This is a genomic window from Fictibacillus sp. 7GRE50 (assembly GCF_015903875.1).
Taxonomy (GTDB): domain Bacteria; phylum Bacillota; class Bacilli; order Bacillales; family Fictibacillaceae; genus Fictibacillus; species Fictibacillus phosphorivorans.
Map to the genome: position 1 here is coordinate 20,067 of NZ_JACZDW010000011.1, position 19,542 is coordinate 39,608.

General features: G+C 40.8%; 17 protein-coding genes and 1 tRNA gene. All 18 read left to right on the forward strand.

Annotated features, from left to right (window positions below; translation table 11 throughout):
- The first annotated feature begins 435 nt into the window (after positions 1 to 435).
- The 18 genes from spoVG to spoIIE all read left to right on the forward strand — a co-directional run bounded on the left by spoVG (position 436) and on the right by spoIIE (position 19,379).
- Positions 436 to 726: a septation regulator SpoVG gene (spoVG, locus tag IHV12_RS21635; RefSeq protein WP_066238133.1), complete on the forward strand. Its 291-nt coding sequence runs from the start codon at positions 436 to 438 to the stop codon at positions 724 to 726.
- A gap of 249 nt (positions 727 to 975) precedes the next feature.
- Complete coding sequence (gene glmU, locus IHV12_RS21640; RefSeq protein WP_197192200.1) at positions 976 to 2,355, forward strand: bifunctional UDP-N-acetylglucosamine diphosphorylase/glucosamine-1-phosphate N-acetyltransferase GlmU; 1,380 nt, start codon at positions 976 to 978, stop codon at positions 2,353 to 2,355.
- 30 nt (positions 2,356 to 2,385) lie between these two features.
- Positions 2,386 to 3,336, forward strand: a complete 951-nt coding sequence (locus IHV12_RS21645) for a ribose-phosphate diphosphokinase (protein ID WP_066390512.1) — start codon at positions 2,386 to 2,388, stop codon at positions 3,334 to 3,336.
- 337 nt (positions 3,337 to 3,673) lie between these two features.
- On the forward strand, positions 3,674 to 4,327 hold the full coding sequence (locus tag IHV12_RS21650) for a 50S ribosomal protein L25/general stress protein Ctc (RefSeq protein WP_197192201.1): 654 nt from the start codon (positions 3,674 to 3,676) through the stop codon (positions 4,325 to 4,327).
- Positions 4,328 to 4,436: 109 nt separating this feature from the next.
- Positions 4,437 to 4,997 (forward strand): aminoacyl-tRNA hydrolase, encoded by a 561-nt coding sequence (gene pth / locus IHV12_RS21655; protein ID WP_197134466.1) that lies wholly within the window; start codon positions 4,437 to 4,439, stop codon positions 4,995 to 4,997.
- Between the two features lie 64 nt (positions 4,998 to 5,061).
- Entirely contained in the window at positions 5,062 to 5,292 is a 231-nt protein-coding gene (locus tag IHV12_RS21660; protein ID WP_191755355.1) for an anti-sigma-F factor Fin family protein, read from the forward strand.
- Positions 5,293 to 5,581: 289 nt separating this feature from the next.
- Positions 5,582 to 9,121 carry a transcription-repair coupling factor gene (gene mfd / locus IHV12_RS21665; protein WP_197192202.1) on the forward strand — a complete coding sequence of 1,180 codons (3,540 nt, stop codon included), beginning with the start codon at positions 5,582 to 5,584 and terminating at the stop codon, positions 9,119 to 9,121.
- Between the two features lie 145 nt (positions 9,122 to 9,266).
- Positions 9,267 to 9,803: a stage V sporulation protein T gene (gene spoVT, locus IHV12_RS21670; protein ID WP_197134462.1), complete on the forward strand. Its 537-nt coding sequence runs from the start codon at positions 9,267 to 9,269 to the stop codon at positions 9,801 to 9,803.
- 215 nt (positions 9,804 to 10,018) lie between these two features.
- On the forward strand, positions 10,019 to 11,605 hold the full coding sequence (locus IHV12_RS21675) for a putative polysaccharide biosynthesis protein (protein WP_197192203.1): 1,587 nt from the start codon (positions 10,019 to 10,021) through the stop codon (positions 11,603 to 11,605).
- A complete protein-coding gene (gene mazG, locus IHV12_RS21680; RefSeq protein ID WP_197192210.1) occupies positions 11,605 to 13,047 on the forward strand; it encodes a nucleoside triphosphate pyrophosphohydrolase in 1,443 nt (480 codons plus the stop codon). Before IHV12_RS21675 ends, mazG begins: the two co-directional genes overlap by 1 nt.
- 127 nt (positions 13,048 to 13,174) lie before the next feature.
- Positions 13,175 to 13,447, forward strand: a complete 273-nt coding sequence (locus IHV12_RS21685; protein WP_066238167.1) for an HU family DNA-binding protein — start codon at positions 13,175 to 13,177, stop codon at positions 13,445 to 13,447.
- Positions 13,448 to 13,449: 2 nt separating this feature from the next.
- A complete protein-coding gene (locus IHV12_RS21690; protein WP_066390530.1) occupies positions 13,450 to 13,716 on the forward strand; it encodes an RNA-binding S4 domain-containing protein in 267 nt (88 codons plus the stop codon).
- Between the two features lie 343 nt (positions 13,717 to 14,059).
- Entirely contained in the window at positions 14,060 to 14,368 is a 309-nt protein-coding gene (gene yabP / locus IHV12_RS21695; RefSeq protein WP_066390532.1) for a sporulation protein YabP, read from the forward strand.
- On the forward strand, positions 14,365 to 14,964 hold the full coding sequence (yabQ, locus tag IHV12_RS21700) for a spore cortex biosynthesis protein YabQ (protein ID WP_197134453.1): 600 nt from the start codon (positions 14,365 to 14,367) through the stop codon (positions 14,962 to 14,964). The genes yabP and yabQ overlap by 4 nt, the downstream gene beginning before the upstream one ends.
- A gap of 20 nt (positions 14,965 to 14,984) precedes the next feature.
- On the forward strand, positions 14,985 to 15,344 hold the full coding sequence (locus IHV12_RS21705; RefSeq protein WP_197134451.1) for an FtsB family cell division protein: 360 nt from the start codon (positions 14,985 to 14,987) through the stop codon (positions 15,342 to 15,344).
- 91 nt (positions 15,345 to 15,435) lie between these two features.
- Positions 15,436 to 15,879, forward strand: coding sequence for a S1 domain-containing RNA-binding protein (locus tag IHV12_RS21710; protein ID WP_066390538.1), 444 nt, complete (start codon positions 15,436 to 15,438; stop codon positions 15,877 to 15,879).
- A 604-nt stretch (positions 15,880 to 16,483) separates the two neighbouring features.
- A tRNA-Met gene (locus IHV12_RS21715) sits at positions 16,484 to 16,560 on the forward strand.
- Between the two features lie 323 nt (positions 16,561 to 16,883).
- Positions 16,884 to 19,379 (forward strand): stage II sporulation protein E, encoded by a 2,496-nt coding sequence (gene spoIIE, locus IHV12_RS21720; protein ID WP_197134449.1) that lies wholly within the window; start codon positions 16,884 to 16,886, stop codon positions 19,377 to 19,379.
- Positions 19,380 to 19,542 lie beyond the last annotated feature (163 nt).

The following is a 19,542-nucleotide window of genomic DNA, read 5'->3' on the forward strand; positions in this document are numbered from 1 at the left end:
ATTATCTTCAAAATTTCTAGAATTAAGTTTAATATTTCTTGAATCACCTTGCTAAACACCCTATTAGGTATAGGGAGTGCCGATTTTGAACAATTTAAAATAGCTGAAATTCATCTATTTTTTCTCTTGAAATTTTTTCCTGCCCATTTCACTCTGGGAATGGGTTCTTTTCATACAAAAAATAATCATTGAACTCTAAATGGGTGATCATTGAGCAAAAAGGGATCTTGCTTCTATTTCTACAAGCCATTTTCGCTGTAACCTAATTAACACCATTTAAAAGGTAATAAAATACTCTATATGAACTTCAAAACACTAGACTAGATGGGGCATCACAAATTTTTTAAAAATTTTTATTATTCCAAGAAGGATTTTGTAAAAAGCTGCAGAATTGTAGTATTACGTTCTTATTTTGGAAAAAGGTGGTGTTTGTAAGTGGAAGTGACTGACGTAAGATTACGCCGTGTAAATACAGAAGGCCGTATGAAAGCGATTGCCTCCATTACAATCGATCATGAATTTGTCATTCATGATATTAGGGTAATTGATGGCAATAATGGAATGTTCGTAGCTATGCCAAGCAAACGAACACCAGATGGAGAGTTCCGTGATATCGCGCATCCGATCACGTCTAGTACACGTGAGAAGATCCAAAACGCGGTGTTAACAGAATATCACCGTATGGGAGAGATGGAGTCTGCTTTAGAAGAAGCAGGAGCTTCTTAATATCTCAATAAGAATTTAGAGCCTGGTCAGAATGATTAGGTTCTTTTTATTTGCTCTTTTTTTCCTCATAAGAAAGAACCTTCCTATATATACCCCTTACATTCATAAAAATCACCTCTTTTTTAAATAAAATTTATCAAACCATTGACAATCCCGCGTCACTTCTTGAAATGAATACGGGTTTAAGATATATTCGTAATGGTATGTTAAGAATTATTAAAGATATAGGAAAATGGATGGAGGTTCACAATGACAAATCGCTATGCGGTCATTCTTGCTGCGGGTCAAGGAACAAGGATGAAATCCAAGTTATATAAAGTGTTACATCCTGTTTGTGGGAAACCGATGGTTCAACATGTTGTTGATCAGATCAACTCTCTTCAAATGAAACAGTTGGTGGCTGTTGTCGGACATGGTGCTGAAAAAGTTCAGGATCAACTAGGCTCTGACGTTCAGTACGTGCTTCAAGAAGAGCAGCTTGGTACAGCACATGCTGTTATGCAGGCGGAAGACGCCCTAGCAAACAAAGAAGGAATCACACTTGTTGTTTGTGGTGATACACCTCTTATTACTTCGGAAACAATGGAAAAGCTGATTGCTGAACATGAGTCTCTTGGTGCAAAAGCAACGATTCTAACAGCTAAGGCGGAAGACCCTACTGGATACGGACGTATTATCCGTAACAGCGAAGGAACTGTAGAACGCAATGTCGAGCACAAAGATGCTTCAGAAGAAGAGCGTAAAGTAACTGAGATCAATACAGGAACTTACTGCTTTGATAATAAAGCGTTATTTGATGCGCTTAAACAAGTGAACAACGAAAATGTACAAGGTGAATATTATTTGCCAGATGTTATAGAGATCTTAAAAAATGCAGGCGAAGTAGTAGCTGCTTATCAAACATCAGATTTCAATGAAACACTTGGTGTAAATGATCGAGTGGCATTATCGCAAGCTGAACGTTATATGAAGAAACGAATCAACGAACGCCACATGAGAAATGGTGTTACTTTGATCGACCCTGATCAAACCTATATTTCAGATGACGCGGTAATCGGTAGTGATACGGTCATCTATCCTGGGACTGTAATCTTAGGACAAACGAAAATAGGCGAAGAAAACATTATCGGTCCTCAATCAGAGATCAAAGATAGTGTTATTGGAAATGGAAACACGATTCGTCAATCTGTTATTCACGATAGTGAAGTTGGAGATCTGACAGCTATCGGTCCATTTGCTCACATCCGTCCGAAGTCCGTACTTGAGAACAAAGTAAAGATCGGAAACTTTGTAGAAATAAAAAAATCTGTGATGAGTACAGGAAGTAAAGCGTCTCATCTTAGCTATATCGGTGATGCTGAGATCGGAAAAGATGTAAACTTAGGCTGCGGATCTATCACAGTGAATTACGATGGTAAGAATAAGTTCTTAACAAAAGTAGAAGATGGGGCGTTTATTGGTTGTAACTCTAACTTAGTTGCTCCAGTTACCGTTGGCAAAAATGCTTATGTTGCAGCAGGCTCAACAATCACAAACGATGTTCCTGCAGAGTCATTATCCATTGCAAGATCGCGTCAAACTGTAAAAGAAAACTACGTTCAAAAGTTAAACGAAAAGCAAAACCAATAATTTTAAGAGTGGGGAAGGATGGAGCCATCAATGAGTACGTATGTAGATCCTACATTGAAAGTTTTTACGTTAAATTCTAACAAGGAATTATCAAAGGAGATTGCTCAGCACATTGGAATTGAGCTTGGAGAAAGTTCAGTAACCAAGTTTAGTGACGGGGAAATTCAGATTAACATTGAGGAAAGTATTCGTGGTTGTGAAGTTTACGTTATTCAATCAACGAGTGACCCGGTTAACCAACACTTGATGGAACTGTTAATCATGATTGATGCTTTAAAGCGTGCATCTGCAAAAACAATTAACGTAGTAATGCCTTACTATGGTTATGCACGCCAAGACCGTAAAGCTCGTGCCCGTGAGCCGATCACAGCTAAACTTGTAGCTAACCTGCTTGAAACGGCTGGTGCAACACGTGTTATTGCAATCGATCTTCATGCGACTCAAATTCAAGGCTTCTTCGACATCCCGGTTGATCAATTACTTGGTGTGCCGATCTTAGCAAATTATTTTGCAAACAAAGAATTAGATGATATCGTTATTGTATCGCCTGATCATGGCGGAGTTACTAGAGCAAGAAAGATGGCTGATCGCTTAAAAGCACCAATCGCTATTATTGATAAGCGTCGCCCTCGCCCGAACGTATCTGAAGTTATGAACATCGTTGGTAACATTGAAGGAAAAACAGCGATCTTAATCGATGATATTATTGATACGGCTGGAACGATCACTCTAGCAGCTAATGCACTTGTAGAAAACGGCGCGAAAGAAGTTTATGCATGCTGTACGCACCCTGTTCTTTCAGGCCCTGCAATGGATCGTATCCAAAACTCTTCTATTAAAGAGCTAGTTGTTACAAACACGATCGTTCTTCCTGAAGAGAAGAAGATCGATAAAGTAACACAGCTTTCTGTAGCTCCTTTATTAGGAGAAGCAATCATTCGCGTTCACGAGCAACTATCTGTATCTAAATTGTTTGATTAAGATCTTATAAAGCTCTTCTATAGAGATCGTTGCATATGAGATTTTTTCACTCTCATCTTTGAAAAGTTGATTGAAGTGGAAGGTGCGAGACTCCTGGGGGATCAGCGGGACAGGTGAGACTCTTAACAGCGCATAGCGCTAAGAGGCTCACCGCACGCCCCCCGGAAAGCGAGCATCCTGAAACGGAAATCAACGACTTTCAAGAGCAACCAGTAAAACACTAATCAACTTTCGCTTAAGAAGTGCTTGCTAAATCGATTTCTAACTTCACGTTTTAAAATCTTTCAGTTCGGGTAATGCTTTAAAGAGACTCGAAATAGGAAAGGTGGATCTCATTATGGCAACGAATCTAACAGTCGAAAAAAGAAATACAGACAAACGTTCGATTTTAACGGAATTAAGAAGTAAAGGGCATTTCCCAGCAAACTTATATGGTTATGGGACTAAAGCTGTAGCTCTATCTGTTGATGAGCCAGAATTTATTAAAGCTTACAGAGAAGTTGGTAAGAATGGCGTACTTAAATTAAAAGTAGATGGAAAGAATTATTCTGTCATGGTACAGGATATGCAAGTTCATCCTTTGAAAAATTCTGTTACGCACGTAGACTTCCTAGCAATTGACTTAAATAAAGAAACAGAAGCAGAGGTGCCGGTTGTTTTAACAGGTGAATCTGTTGGTGTTAAAGAAGGCGGAGTTCTTCAGCGTGTGCTTGCAACTGTAAATGTTAAAGCACTACCTGCTGATTTCCCAGAACAATTGGAAGCTTCTGTAGACGATTTAAATATTGGTGACTCCTTATCTGTTAAGGATTTGCCTTCAGGTAAGAAATACGAAATTCTTCATGAAGAAGACGAAGTGATTGCGAGTGTAACACCTCCAAAACTTCAGGACGAAGAAACGGATGAAGAAACAGAAGAAGCGGATGCTGAAGGAGATGCTCCAGAATCCTCTGAATCTGTTGCTGATGACAGTCAAGAAGAAGAAAAGTAAGTCGAATAGAATAAATGAATATAAAAACGCAGCGGCCGCTGCGTTTTTATTCTGTTATCCCAATTGTGTATAATGTTTATAAGACAATTGAAGGTAAGGTGAACATAGAGTGAAATTGTTTATTGGGCTCGGGAATCCAGGATCTCGTTTTGATGGCACCCGGCATAATATAGGTTTTGAAGTGATCGATACATTATCAGACTCCTTAAATATCCCCATGCAGCAAACCAAATTTAAAGGAATTTACGGAACCGGTGTGGTTGGAGGAGAAAAAGTATTCTTGTTAAAACCACTAACGTATATGAATTTATCTGGAGAATGTATAGGGCCTTTCATGGATTATTTTCAGATCCCTTTAGAAGACATGATCGTCGTGTACGATGACCTTGATACTGTACCAGGAAAATTAAGACTTCGTACAAAGGGAAGTGCGGGTGGGCATAACGGTATTAAATCTATGATCGCTCACCTTGGCACCCAAGAATTCAAAAGGATCCGATTTGGTATCGGACGCCCGACGAATCAACAGCCAGTTCCTGATTTTGTATTAAACCGTTTTTCTAAAGAGGAACTCGTAGATATCGAACAGGGTATCGACCGATCTGTGAAAGCTTGTGAAGCTTTTTTAGACACATCGTTTGATAAAGTTATGAATAAGTTTAACGGCTAAAGAATAGATTACACATGTTCCGCTCATAATGGTTAGTATAATGCTAACCGAAAGGGGACTGTGCATGGCTATTCATTACCGGTGCAGGCATTGTAAAACACATGTTGGCTCAATAGACCATCATACTGTTAATGCGGCACAGCTTGGATTTGAAACATTAAGTAACGAAGAACGGCAGGAATTACTCTCCTATAAAGAGAATGGAGATATAGAAGTAACAACGACATGTGAGGATTGTCAGGATACGCTAGAACGTAATCCGGAGTATCATACGCTGAAATCCTTTATTCAATAAGTAATGCTTTGGCCACAGCCTATCTAAGCGGGCCAAAGCCTTTTTCTGTTTAAAATGCTGATACAAAATAGATTCTATGCTTTAGATTGTGCTTCATCATAGCAAAGTTGATTGGAGTGCAAGGTGCGAGACTCCTGGGGGATCAGCGTGACAGGCGAGACACTTAATAGCGCATAGCGCTAAGAGGCTCACCGCACGCCCCCCGGAAAGCGAGCATCCTGGAACGGAGATCAACCACTTTCAAAGCAATAGAACCAATGACTAGCTCTTGTGAGAGGGGGAGTAAGAAATGCTTGGATTGAAGAAATATTTTAGTCAGGGAGAGGACCTTAAATCCATAATGGATGGCATTAATGGGGGGCTGAAAGAGCAACTCGTCGCTGGTCTTTCGGGCTCTGCCAGGACGATGCTCATCAGCAGTCTTCACGAAAATACAGGAAAACCTCAACTCATCGTAACCCATAATCTGTTTCAAGCCCAAAAACTATATGAAGATCTAACTTCTCTTTTATCTGAAGATGAAGTTTATTTATATCCTGTAAATGATCTGATCTCATCTGAGATGGCCATATCGAGTCCTGAATTAAAAAGCCAAAGAATCGAGGCTTTAAATCAACTGAGTCGATCTTTTAAAGGTGTCATCATTACACCTGTCGCAGGATTAAGGAGATACTTGCCACCAGTTGAGGTATGGGAAAAAGCAGGTCTTTCTTTTCAGATAGGGGAAGATATCGATTCGGATGAAATATTAAAGAAACTAGTTGCGATGGGTTATGAACGGTCATCGATGGTCCAAACACCTGGTGAGTTTAGCGTTCGCGGGGGGATCATCGATATTTACCCGCTTACAGAAAAAAATCCTGTTCGGATCGAGCTCTTTGATACAGAGATCGATTCTATTCGATATTTTGAAGCAGAAACACAGCGTTCGCAGGATAAGGTAAAAACAATTTCTATTGCACCAGCTGAAGAACTTATTCTTTTTGATGAACATTATAAAAACGCAGCAGACCGCATTGATGCGAAGCTGGCATCTACTTTAAAAAATATTAAAGATGATGCACTTAAAGAAACACTCGTTGAAAATATTAGCTATGAAACAGGAAGATTGCGTGAGAAGCAGCAGTTTCAAAGCATGTATAAATACGCATCGCTCTTTTACGATGAACCTGCGAGCCTCTTGCAATACATATCTCCTGATAGTTTAGTGGTTATGGATGAGATCGGCCGAATACAAGAAACAAGTCAGCAGTTGGATAAAGAAGAAGCAGAATGGCAGACGGCACTTCTTGAGCATGGGGAGCTTGTTCAGGACCTTACGATTTCGCCAGATACGAATGGCTTGCTAGGTGATAAAAAAGCATTTCCTATTATTTATCTATCGCTGTTCTTAAGGCATGTGCCTCACACACAGCCTCAAAATATTTTGAACGTTGAATGTAAGAGCATGCAGAATTTCCACGGTCAGATGAACGTTTTAAAAGGTGAGATGGACCGGTGGAAGAAACTCGGATTTGCGATCGTTTTTATAGCGATGAACAAAGAGCGGGCGAACCGGCTTGAACGCGTACTTGCGGATTATGAGATGGACGCAGGTATCATGGGGCCAGATCAAAACATTCAGCCGAAGACGAGTCAGATCTTACTTGGAGATCTTGGAAGTGGATTTGAATCTGTAAAGCAAAAGCTTGTTGTTATCACAGAAGAAGAAGTATTTACGAAAAAGGCGAAGCGTCCTGCAAGAAAACAGAAGATGACGAACGCAGAGCGGATCAAGAGCTACTCAGAATTAAAAGTAGGCGATTACGTCGTTCACGTGAATCACGGGATCGGTAAGTATTTAGGGATTGAAACGCTTGAGATTAAAGGGGTTCATAAAGATTACCTGCATATTAAATATTCCGGCAATGATAACCTTTATGTACCGGTTGAGCAGATCGATCAAGTTCAAAAATATGTAGGATCTGAAGGCAAAGAACCTAAGATATATTCTCTAGGCGGTAGTGATTGGAAGAAAGTGAAGAGCAGGGTTAAGTCTTCTGTTCAAGATATTGCAGATGATCTGATCAAGCTTTATGCAGAGCGTGAAGCAAGTAGAGGATATGCTTTTGCAGAAGATGGTGCAGAACAGAGTGAGTTTGAGGGAAGCTTTCCTTATCAAGAAACGGACGATCAGCTTCGTGCTATCGAAGAGATCAAAAAAGACATGGAAAGCATCCGTCCGATGGATCGGCTGCTTTGTGGAGATGTAGGTTACGGAAAAACGGAAGTGGCCATCCGTGCTGCGTTTAAAGCGATCATGGACGGCAAGCAAGTGGCGTTCCTTGTTCCTACTACCATTTTAGCTCAGCAGCACTTTGAAACGTTTCGTGAGCGTTTTTCCGAGTTTCCGATTACCATTGGCAGTTTAAGCCGTTTTCGATCCAAAAAAGAGCAGAATGAAGTGCTTAAAGGATTAAAAGCAGGCACGGTCGATATAGCGATCGGCACACACCGCCTGCTTTCTAAAGATGTTCAATATAAAGATCTAGGCTTGCTCATCATTGACGAGGAGCAGCGTTTTGGAGTTACACATAAAGAAAAGATTAAAACGCTAAAATCAAACGTGGATGTGCTTACGTTAACGGCAACACCTATACCGCGTACACTCCACATGTCGATGCTAGGTGTTCGGGATCTATCTGTCATTGAAACACCGCCTGAGAATCGTTTCCCGGTTCAGACGTATGTGATGGACTATAATGGTTCTCTTGTTCGAGAAGCGATCGAGCGAGAGATGGGTCGCGGTGGTCAAGTGTATTTCTTATACAACCGTGTAGATTCGATCGAACGAATGGCTGAGCAAATCTCGATGCTTGTTCCTGATTGCCGTGTTGCTTATGCTCACGGTCAGATGTCTGAGAATGAGCTGGAGAGTGTCATGTTAGAGTTCCTAGAAGGAAACTATGATGTGTTAGTATCTACAACGATCATTGAAACGGGTGTAGACATTCCTAACGTAAATACATTAATTGTGTACGATGCGGATAAGATGGGTCTCTCACAGCTCTATCAGTTAAGAGGACGTGTAGGGCGTTCTAATCGTGTTGCTTATGCGTACTTTACCTATCAACGGGATAAAGTGTTAACAGAAGTCGCTGAAAAACGTCTGCAGGCGATCAAAGAATTTACCGAGTTAGGATCAGGTTTTAAAATCGCGATGCGAGATCTTTCTATTCGTGGTGCTGGTAATCTTCTAGGTGCACAGCAACATGGATTCATCGATTCGGTAGGTTTCGATCTGTACTCCCAGATGCTTGAAGAAGCGATTCAAGAAAGAAAAGGCAACAAGCCCAAAGAAGTGGAAGAAGATGTTGATCTCAATATTGAGGTGGATGCTTATATTCCAACTAATTATATCGGTGACGAAAAGCAAAAGATCGAGATGTACAAACACGTACGTGCTGCGAAAGCTTTAAAAGATATTTCCGACTTGCAAGAGGAATTTATCGACCGTTTCGGCGATTATCCTGTAGAAGTCGAATGTCTGCTCTTAGTGGCGGGCATTAAACTCCGTGCTAAACGAGAAGGCATCAAGTCGATCGAACAGAAGCAGGATACAGTCAACATGATTCTAAATGAAAAGACGACTTCATTGGTTGATGGAGGAAAGATGTTCGAGATCGCCAATAAGATAGGGCGACATGTAAATCTCGGGATGCAGGGTAACTTGATGAGAGTTATCATTAACCGCAAACGGGTGAAGGACTTGGATCTGTTGAAGCAGATTGATCTTTTCCTAAAAGAAATGAAGCATGCGAGGAAAGAAAAGACAACAAATACACCTTAAAAAATAATAACCCTCTCATTCGTGAATAGAACAGGAGATGTAACAAATAATAAACCTAGAAAATGGAACATTCTTTCAGTGAAGGAACCATTTTGTTGTTGCATCAATGATTCATCATCTTCCGAAAGAGAGGGCATTTATTTATATGAAAGCAACTGGTATCGTTCGACGTATTGATGACCTCGGGCGCGTTGTTATCCCAAAGGAAATCCGCAGAACACTTCGGATTCGTGAGGGAGACCCGCTTGAGATTTTTGTAGACAGAGATGGAGAGGTTATCTTAAAAAAATATTCTCCAATCAATGAGCTTGGTGATTTTGCAAAAGAATATGCAGAGAGCCTTGCAGACAGTACAGGTCATGTCGTGTTAATTGCTGACCGTGATACATACATTGCGGTAGCTGGCGGATCCAAGAAAGATTATCATAATAAAAGCATCGGTAAAGTAGTGGAAGCATCCATGAGTGACAGAAAAACTTTGGTTGAATCCAACGGAGCTGATGCTGAACTAATCGATGGGATCAAAGAAAACACATCCCATGTTATCGCGCCGATCATCGCAGGTGGAGACCCGATCGGAGCAGTCGTTATGATTGGAAAAGAAGGCAAGAAGCTTACAGAACTAGAGCAAAAACTTGCTGAAACTGCAGCTGGATTTTTAGCAAGACAGATGGAGCAATAAGAAAGAGCGATTCTGCTCTTTCTTTTTTTTGCGCTGTTGGAACGAGTTGTCTTCCTAATGATGTGCTCTCTTTACGTACCTGTGGTGTATCTCATATCGCAGAGCGATATACACGGACTATGGTATAATACCTTGAAATTATGTTCACCCAAAACAGAATGTGTCGACAATTGTCGTCCCGGGAAATATAAATGCTATAAATTTTGAGGTACTTCATGAAATCAAAGAAATATTCCGTATGGGAAGGGGCTTTGCTGCTTACTGCAGCTGCCATTATCGTAAAGTTACTTAGCGTCGTTTATCGAATCCCTTATCAGAACATGACTGGTGATTTTGGTTTTTATGTGTTTCAGCAAGCTTATCCGTTTTATGCGATTGCGGTTGCTATTGCGTTTACAGGATTTCCAATGGCTTTATCAAAAATGATCATTTCAGAGAAGAACAACGATGATCATTTAATCAAAACAGCAGCATGGACTTCTGTGATGTTAGGTTTATTGTCGTTCGTATTCTTATTTTTCGCGGCACCGTTTATGGCAGGGTGGATGGGGGATCGGCATCTTGAGCTGCCGATCAAGGTAATCTCCGTTCTATTTCTGTTCATTCCACTTTCCGCATTTTTTAGGGGGGCATATCAAGGGCTTGGCGATATGCAACTGACTGCTGTTTCGCAGTTGATCGAACAGACCATTAGAGTTTCAGGCATCTTACTTTTATCTTATTATTTCGTATTAAAAGAGTATTCGAGTTACGAAACAGGAGCAGCAGCTCTCTCAGGATCAGTCATTGGCGCACTCGCGTCAGGGTTGTTTCTTTTATACTTTTGGAAAAAAAGAGCTGCGGGTACTTTTAGTACTGAAGCAAGATTCAGGTTCCTATATGCCGCAGAGCTGTTGAAGACGAGCATCTATTTGTCATTAAGCGCGCTGATCTTAGCGTTAATGCAGCTTGTTGATGCCTTTCTTTTCATTAATGTCTGGATAGAAAGCGGTATGGATGCTTATGACGCGAAACTTCTAAAAGGAGTTTTTGATCGTGGACAGCCTCTTCTTCAATTAGGAACAGTAGCAGCGGCATCTTTAGCACTTGCTGTCGTACCGGAGATGGCATCTCTCGTTTCAGAAAAGAAACAAAAAGAGATTCGATCTCTTGCAAAACTGGCTGTAAAAATTTCAGTCGTTTTTGGTGGAGCGGCTGCAGTAGGGCTGATCTGTATTATGAAACCCCTCAATGTTATGCTGTTTAAAAATGATAATGGATCATTAGCTCTAGCTATCCTTTGTATATCGATTATTTTTGTATCGATCATCTATACGACAACAGGACTTTTACAAGGGATCGGTCAAGGAAGATTTGCGGCCTACACCGTTCTTATAGCAGTATTGATAAAGATTGCGGGTAACTTGCTTCTTATTCCTTCTTTCGGCATGGAGGGGGCGGCAGTATCTACTGTATCGGCTACCATGGTTGCAGCGATTGCCCAACTGTTGAAGCTTCAGTTCGTTACGAAGTTTTTAAACGGAAGCAGAATAACAACACCACTCAAACTATTGATATCTTTAAGCTTGATGGGTGCAGGTGTATGGACATGGATATATATGGCTGAGAACTATTTATTCTTGGCTGACACTCGGTTTCAAGCGATGCTGATTAGTATTAGTGCTTCATTTATTGGTGCAGTAATTTACATCCTATGTATCTTTATGTTCAAACTATTTTCTCAAAGTGAATGGAATTCAGTCTTTCATTCTATTGGTTTTATTCAAAAAGTGTTTAAACGTCTTAAAAAAAGGAGACCATGATGACGAAGAAGATTACGATTATCGGTTTAGGTGCAGGAGATCTAGACCAGATGACACTTGGCATCTATCGCATGTTAGAATCAGCTGAAAAAGTTTATGTGCGTACCATTCATCACCCTGCAGTCGAAGAATTAATGAAACAAGAAAAACACTTTGTAGCGTTTGATGAAATCTACGAAAAACACGATCAGTTCGAACCGGTTTATGAAGAAATTGCTGAAACTTTATTCCATAAGGCAGAAGAAGAGGGCCATGTCCTTTATGCTGTGCCGGGTCACCCGTTAGTTGCAGAGCAAGCTGTTCAGATTCTGCTTCATCAAAGTGAAAGTAAAGGGATCGAGGTTTCGGTAGCAGGCGGAAAGAGTTTTCTTGACGAAATGTATACGGCGCTTAAGATCGACCCGATCGAGGGTTGCCAGATTCTTGATGGGACCTCTTTAAGAAAAGATGAGGTTCAGATTAGACATCATCTTGTTATCGTGCAAGTATACGATAACTTTATCGCTTCTGAAGTGAAGCTCACTCTGATGGATAAGTATCCAGATGATTATGAAGTAACTGTAGTCACCGCAGCAGGCAGCGCAGAGGAGTCTATCAAACGCGTCCCTCTATACGAGCTAGATCAATCTGTAACATTAAATAACTTAACAGCTGTCTATGTTCCTCCAGTAAAAGAAGAAGAACTGCTGTACAGAGACTTTGCTTTTTTAAAAAGTGTCATAGCTCGACTGCGCGGCCCTGGAGGCTGTCCGTGGGATCAAAAGCAAACACATGTTACGTTAAAGAAGTATTTGATTGAAGAAGCTTATGAAGTATTAGAGGCGATTGACGAAGAAGACGATGATGCTCTTGCTGAAGAGTTAGGCGATGTGTTGCTTCAAGTTCTGCTTCACGCACAAATTGGTGAGGATGAAGGCTTCTTTGCTTTAGAAGACGTGATTGAGGCGTTAACCGAGAAGATGATTCGTCGCCATCCGCATGTATTCAGCGATGTTTCTCTTGATGATGCAGACGAAGTTGTTGCCAATTGGGATGCTATAAAATCACAAGAAGCAGGGAAAGAAGATCGTGAGTCCTTACTAGACGGTGTGCCAAAGGGCATTCCAGCTATTCAAAAAGCGTTTCTTTTTCAAAAAAAGGCAGCGAAAGTCGGTTTTGACTGGAAAGAGGTAGAGCCGGTAGTCGATAAGATCTTAGAAGAATTAAAAGAGTTTCAAGAAGCGGAAGGTGACGAACAACAAAAAGAATTAGGTGATCTGTTGTTTTCGGTCGTAAACTTGGCGCGTTTTTACAAGATTGATCCTGAAGAAGCTCTAAATGAAACAAACCGTAAGTTTAAGAAGCGTTTTAACTACATCGAGCAGGCACTTAAGGAGCGTGATCTTTCGTTTGAGGACGTTACTTTAGAGGAAATGGACCGTTTTTGGAACGAGGCAAAATAATTTTTTTTTCAACAAAGAAGGATTATAGTGAAAAATAGAGAATATTTTCTCGAGAAATATCATGAAACCCTTAACTATAAGGGGTTTCTAGCGAAATCTTTGATAGAAACCTTAGGAGGTAATTAAAATGAACAAAAATGAATTGGTAACAAATATCTCAGAAAAGTCAGGACTTACTAAGAAAGACGTAGAAACAGTCGTTAATGGCGTAATCGATGAAATTACTTCTGCTCTAAAAGACGGAGACAAAGTACAGTTTGTTGGATTTGGAACTTTCGAAACTCGTGAGCGTTCTAGCCGTACTGGCCGCAACCCTCAAACAGGTAAAGAAATTCAAATTCCAGCAGCGACTGTTCCGGCATTTAAAGCAGGAAACAAGCTGAAAGAAGCTGTTAAGTAAGCATGCGCTTAGATAAATTTCTGAAAGTCTCGCGCCTGATCAAACGGAGAACCGTGGCGAAAGAGATTTCAGATCAAGGTCGTATCTCCATTAACGGTTTGCAGGCGAAGGCTTCCTCTGATGTAAAAGTAGGGGACGAGCTTGCGATCCGTTTTGGTCAAAAGCTTGTAAAAGTTAAGATTAACGAGCTCAAAGATACGACAAAAAAAGAGGACGCGGATAACATGTATACTGTCCTCGAAGAAAACCGCATCGAAACGACTGAGTGAAGAACCTGATTTTTTCAGGTTCTTTTCTTTTTGCTGTTTTCGCAATCCTTGTTGGTCTTGGAAGTGGTTGATTTCCGTTCCAGGTGCTCGCTTTCCGCGGGGCAGGCGGTGAGCCCCTTGCCACTTTGTGCCTTTAAGGGTCTCACCTGACCGCTTGTCCCGCAGGAGTCTCGCACCTTGCACTCCGGTCAACTTGCAATGAAGTGAATGAAACAAGACCCAAAGGTAACAACCTTTTAGTAAATACATTAATGGTTGCTCCAAAACATTCAGCAATCCATACAGCTTGTTCTATTCTCTACTCTTGTCTCATACATTTGTATGGAATAGAGGAGGGGAATGTATGGACCAACGATATGATCTGAATGGATATAATCAAAAAGTGAGCACACCAAATCACGATGTAAGAATGATAGGAAGAAAGAATTTAGAGATCACGGGTGTTAAGCAAGTTGAAAGCTTTGATAATGAAGAGTTTTTGCTTGAAACAACGATGGGCTTTTTAGCGATCCGCGGGACAAACTTGAAGATGAAAAATCTTGATGTGGAGTCAGGTGTTGTAAATATTGAAGGCAAAGTATTCGACCTCGTTTACCTGGACCAGCAGACAGGCGAAAAGACTAAAGGCTTCTTCGGCAAACTGTTCAAATGACCTTAACTGTACAATTTGAAACTATGCTTTCTATGGTTTTCATGGGAATCTGGATCGGGATGTCTGTCGATACGTACAGCCGATTCATCCATGAAAAACGAAAGTGGCATTGGCTTCATTTTTTTAACGATCTGATGTTTTGGCTGGTACAGGCTTTGCTGGTCTTTTACGTTCTTCTGCATGTGAATCACGCGGAGATTCGATTTTATATTTTTATTGCTCTTATTTGTGGATATGCGGCGTACCGAGCGCTCTTTGAACGAATCTATAAAAAGATACTTGAGTGGATGGTCTCAGCGGTTGCGTCACTTTTTCGTTTTTTATACCGTTTGCTTAACTCTTTAATCGTTATGCCGATAAAATGGTTAATTATGCTCATATCCGCAATTCTTTTATATGTACTTAACATCTTGCGAAAAATTATTATGGTACTATTCATGATTCTTTTTTCTCCTTTTAAGTGGGTTGGAAGACTCATATGGCGTTTCATACCAAAGCAAAAATGGTATAATTTAAAAGAGAAATATTTAAAATTTGCAGGGTTTTTAATTTCTGCGAAGAATAAAGTCAGCAATTGGAAGGGAAAAAAGAAGTAAAGGAGGGGAACAGCGAACAAATGCGCCAGAAAAAAATAACAGAGATTCACTCACAATACATCCAGAATAAAGAGCGTCATGAGCAAGTGATCGCTAAGCGTAAGCGTGGTTTATACAGGCGCTTAACGGGGGCTTTTATCGTATTTTCCTTTTTTGCTTTTTTAATTATTACGGGTATTGCAGAACAGCTCTCCCTTTTAAATGAAAAACAGATGGAACAACAAGAGTTAAGTGACGAATACAAAGCTCTTTTGGAAGAAAAGTCACAACTTAAAGATGAAGTGAATAAACTAAAAGACGAAGAATACATTGGAGAAATCGCCAGACGCGACTTTTTTATGTCAAAACCTGGTGAAACAATCTTTAAACTTCCAGAATAAAGCATTAAGCGTAGATTGACACGCAGATTTTTTCGATTGTATAATAAGTAATGATATCTTAGGAGATTTTTTAAGGAGGAGCATTTTTTGCATGTCAATTGAAGTAGGCAGCAAGTTGCAAGGTAAAGTTACTGGGATTACTCATTTTGGAGCGTTTGTAGAGCTGCCAGGGGGTACAACAGGACTCGTGCATATTAGCGAAGTTGCGGATAATTACGTAAAGGACATCAACGAATTTCTTAAAGTTGGTGATCAAGTCGAAGTTAAGGTTATGAGCGTCGAAAAGGACGGGAAGATCGGTTTATCTATCAAGAAAGCAAAAGAAAATGTTGCATCTGCTAGTAGACCAGCTCCTGCAAGAGGCGGATTTAACAAATCTCGCAAAGGTCCTAACCGAGGCGGTAACAACCATTCAACGGCATTGTCTTTTGAGGATAAGATGAACAAATTCCTTAAAGATAGTGAAGATCGACTCACTACTTTAAAGCGTAGTACTGAATCAAAAAGAGGTGGCCGCGGCGGCCGAAGAGGATAATTGTTGCATTTTTAATGCTCATTCATCTATATATATGGCTAGCACTCTATTCTTCAAGAATAGAGTGCTTTTTTGTTTGTGGTAGTTAGTCGTTAATCTTTATGTCAGGATGCCTCAATTTTCAATGATCAATAACAAAATCTCTTTTCTAACAGTTTGTAGTTTTCAAATCTTTGTCTCCTTTGACAGTTTGATTGTAGTGGAAGGTGCGAAGATTCTGTCTGCGGAAAGAGAGTAGCCTGGGACGGAAACCTCTGCTTCTAGAAGTAACAAAGTTTACGAAGCCAGTTTTTCTCAAAGATTTTTGCTTACGAATGTTTAAAAATCTCTTCTTTGACAAGTTGGTTGGAGCGCAAGGTGCGAGACTCCTACGGGACGAGCGGTCAGGTGGAGACTCCTAATGGCGCAAAGCGGCAGGAGGCTCACCGCACGCCCCGTGGAAAGCGAGCAACCTGGAGCGGAAATCAACTACCTTCAAAAGCATCAAAGCTTAACGAAACAGTCTTTTGAAAAACAAGCCAAAAAACTTTTTCGACAAATTTTCAAAGAACCGTTGACAGAGTACCCGGATAGATGTAATATACTACTTGTGTCTTTTACAAATGGCGGTGTAGCTCAGCTGGCTAGAGCGTACGGTTCATACCCGTGAGGTCGTGGGTTCGACTCCCTCCGCCGCTACCATTTTTAATTTTGACATCTACATACAAACGTACAAGAGTATCCGCTAGCGGGTGCTCTTTTTTATTTTGGTTATTTGCTTCCCTTCAATAATTTTTTAAACATCTATCCTTTTATTTTTTTCTTCATAATTCTCCTTAATAACTTCAAAAATGAAACTTCCTTTTCTCTTTTTGTAAAAATGTTGTCCGCTTTTGCTCTTCTTTCGTGAAATAGTGGAGAAGTCCGTCGATAAGTTTTTAAAACCTTAACTGCTCTTTTGACAAAATCTTTGTTCTAAACCTGTTTATAATGGTTACACAAATTGGAAACGGGTGGTGTATGGGATGTGGCAAAAGGTGGAACAAGAAGTACTCGAACCGATTAGAGGAATGGTATGGGTAGAAAAGAGCCAGCAGGCGGTAACGAAGACGAGTAAGAGATGGCTTCAGATTTTGAACCAGAGCATTTTTAACTGGAGAATGCTGTTGTTTGGAATTGGTTTTTTGTTAGGACGAGCTATGATTTTAGCTGAGATGTCTCCATTTGCTTTACCTTTTGCGGCTAGTGTGTTCGTTTTGAGAAAAGAGCGGACAGGCATTGCTGTCTTTGCCATTTTGGCAGGAGCGATGTCACACCAACCGATGAACGCTTTGTTTTTTATTAGTGCATTACTCGTCTATGCAAGCCTTCAAAAAGGAGCAGATCTATTCATAAAGAATCGGATGCAAAGTCTTCCCCTATTGGTTTTCGGTTCTTCACTAATCACGCGAACCGTGTTCTCCATGTTTGGTGAAGGAGGATTAGAGCGGGTCGATACGATGCTTGCGTTAGTTGAAGGAGGCTTAAGCTTAGTCCTTACGTTAATCTTTCTTCAAAGCATACCGCTATTAACGAATAAAAAGATTCCACAATCATTAAAAAATGAAGAGATTGTCTGCTTGATGATCCTTCTTGCTTCTGTCATGACCGGGACGATCGGCTGGCAGATCAATGACGTTGCCGTAGAGCATGTAGTTTCGCGTTACTTAGTGTTGCTGTTCGCCTTTGTAGGAGGAGCAGCGATCGGTTCTACTGTTGGGGTCGTGACAGGTCTTATCCTGAGCCTCGCTCAAGTAGCAAGCTTGTCTCAGATGAGTTTATTAGCATTTTCTGGTCTTCTCGGCGGACTTTTGAAAGAGGGGAAACGATTCGGTGTAAGTCTCGGGCTTATCATCGGAACCGTCATGATCGGTTTGTATGGTGAAGGAAGATCTGAGATTACATCTACATTGATGGAATCAGGATTTGCTGTTCTGCTCTTCTTGTTAACACCGAAGACGGCCATCAGCAATATTTCAAAATATGTACCAGGTACAAGAGAACATTCCATGCATCAACAGCAATATTTGAAAAAGATTCGCGATGTTACCGCGAGTCGCGTTGAACGATTCTCAAGCCTTTTCCAAGCGCTCTCACATTCGTTCCAATCTGTCGGTTCTTCTTTAAATGAGGAGGATAGTACGCGCGAGGTGGATCTTTTCTTAAGTAATATTACAGAGAAAACGTGCCAGACTTGTTTTAAGAAGGAACAATGTTGGGCGCAGAATTTCACAACGACTTACGACCTTATGACAAGGCTCATGGTGGAACAAGAAGATTATAGTGATATTAAGGATCGAAAATTAAAGCGAGAATGGGAAAAGCATTGTATCAAGCCAGAAAAGATAACCGACTTAATGAAAAAAGAACTAACGCAATATCGAGCTTCTCAAAAATTGAAGATACAAGTTCAAGAAAGCCGTCGGTTAGTCGCAGATCAACTGATGGGTGTTTCACAAGTGATGGGTGATTTTGCAAAAGAGATCCAACGTGAACAAGCAAACCATCAAATTCAAGAAGAGCAGATCAAAGACTCTCTTGCTCAAGCTGGAATTGATATAGGTCACGTGGATATTTACAGTCTTGAAACATCTAATGTCGATATTGAAATGACGATTCCTTCTTGCAATGGTTCGGGAATCGCTGAGAAGCTGATCGCACCGATCTTATCTGACATTTTGGAAGAGACGATTCTCGTGACGCATGAAGATTGCGCGAACTATCCGACTGGCTTCTGTCATCTATCCTTTCATTCAGCGCGAGAATATGTGGTTGAGACAGGAATTGCTTCAGCAGCTAAAGGCGGGGCATGGCTTTCGGGGGATAGCCATTCGACGATAGAGATCGGTGCTGGAAAGTTTGCTGTTGCCATTGCAGATGGAATGGGTAACGGAGAACGAGCGTTCATCGAAAGCAATGAAACGCTGCAGCTTCTGCAAAAAATTCTTCAGTCTGGTATTGAAGAAGAAGTGGCGATTAAGTCAGTCAACTCTGTGCTCTCCTTACGTACGACAGATGAAATCTTCTCAACACTAGACCTTGCGATGATCGATCTGCAAGATGCATCTGCTAAGTTCTTAAAGATCGGTTCGACACCAAGTTTTATTAAACGAGGAGACCAGATCAAGACAGTCGAAGCAAGCAACCTTCCGATGGGCATCATTCGAGATTTTGATGTAGACGTTGTCGATGAACAGCTAAAAGCGGGAGATATACTCATTATGATGAGTGACGGAATCTACGAAGCTCCCCGTCATATCGAGAATATCGATGCTTGGCTAAAGCGTAAGATCAGAGAGATCGACACCGAAGACCCGCAAGAGATAGCAGATATCATCATGGAAGAAGTGATTCGTTCAGGGAATAACGGGATCGAGGATGACATGACGGTCGCTGTGACGAAGATTGAAAAGAACATTCCAAAGTGGGCAACTGTTCCTCAATATCCGAAAGTCGCGATCAATCGGAAGAAAGCTCAATAGTTTATGAGAATAAGAGGCCGTTCTTTTATGTGAAAAAGAACGGTCTTTTTTGTTTGTAGTCCCTTGCTGTTGTAAGTGGACAGTATTTTGGCAAAAGTGGACAGTAAAATTCAACAAGTGGACAGTAAATGGGGAAGACTGGACAGTATTTATGTAAAAGTAG